This window comes from Neisseria sp. P0021.S007 (genome assembly GCF_051956855.1).
Genome location: NZ_JBQCXA010001355.1, coordinates 1 through 494, shown reverse-complemented (window position 1 = coordinate 494; position 494 = coordinate 1). Strand labels below are relative to the sequence as shown.

At 54.3% G+C, this 494-nt stretch carries 1 protein-coding gene; it reads right to left on the bottom strand.

Annotation, left to right across the window (positions count from 1 at the left end; genetic code table 11):
• A partial coding sequence (locus ACTHUR_RS19135) for a DUF459 domain-containing protein (RefSeq protein ID WP_440400356.1) occupies positions 1–494 on the bottom strand: 494 nt, incomplete at both ends.

The following is a 494-nucleotide window of genomic DNA, read 5'->3' as shown; positions in this document are numbered from 1 at the left end:
ATCCGGTACTTTGTTTGCTTAAGTTTACCGACTGGATGCCGTATTGTTTTTTCAGGCTTCTTTCGACAAAAGGCGCAACGCCCTGCATCATCGAGTCGCCCGCAAAAAAGACTTTGTCGCCTTGTCCGAGAACGATATTGGCAGGTGGGGTAATAGGGAGATGATGTGCTTCGGGTTGTCCGCCGTGTTGCGCCGTTTGAGCTTGGCGTCCGTTGGCGGGACGGTTTTTTTCGTGCGGTTCGGACGCATTGAGCTGCGCATTTTGTTCAGACGACCCGTCGTCTTCAGCGATTTGAGGTTCCGGTTCGGCAATCACAGGCTGTCCTGCCAAACGTGCTTTGAGGTCGTCTGAAAAGGCGTATGCGTCTTGTTGCAGCTTCGCGCCCGTGCGCCACCATTCGTATTCGGACAACGGCTCCAGCGGCGAAGCCTGATGATAAGTCTGCTGCCAATAGGCATTAATGGAGTCTTGGCTGAACCACGCCGCGCCAAAG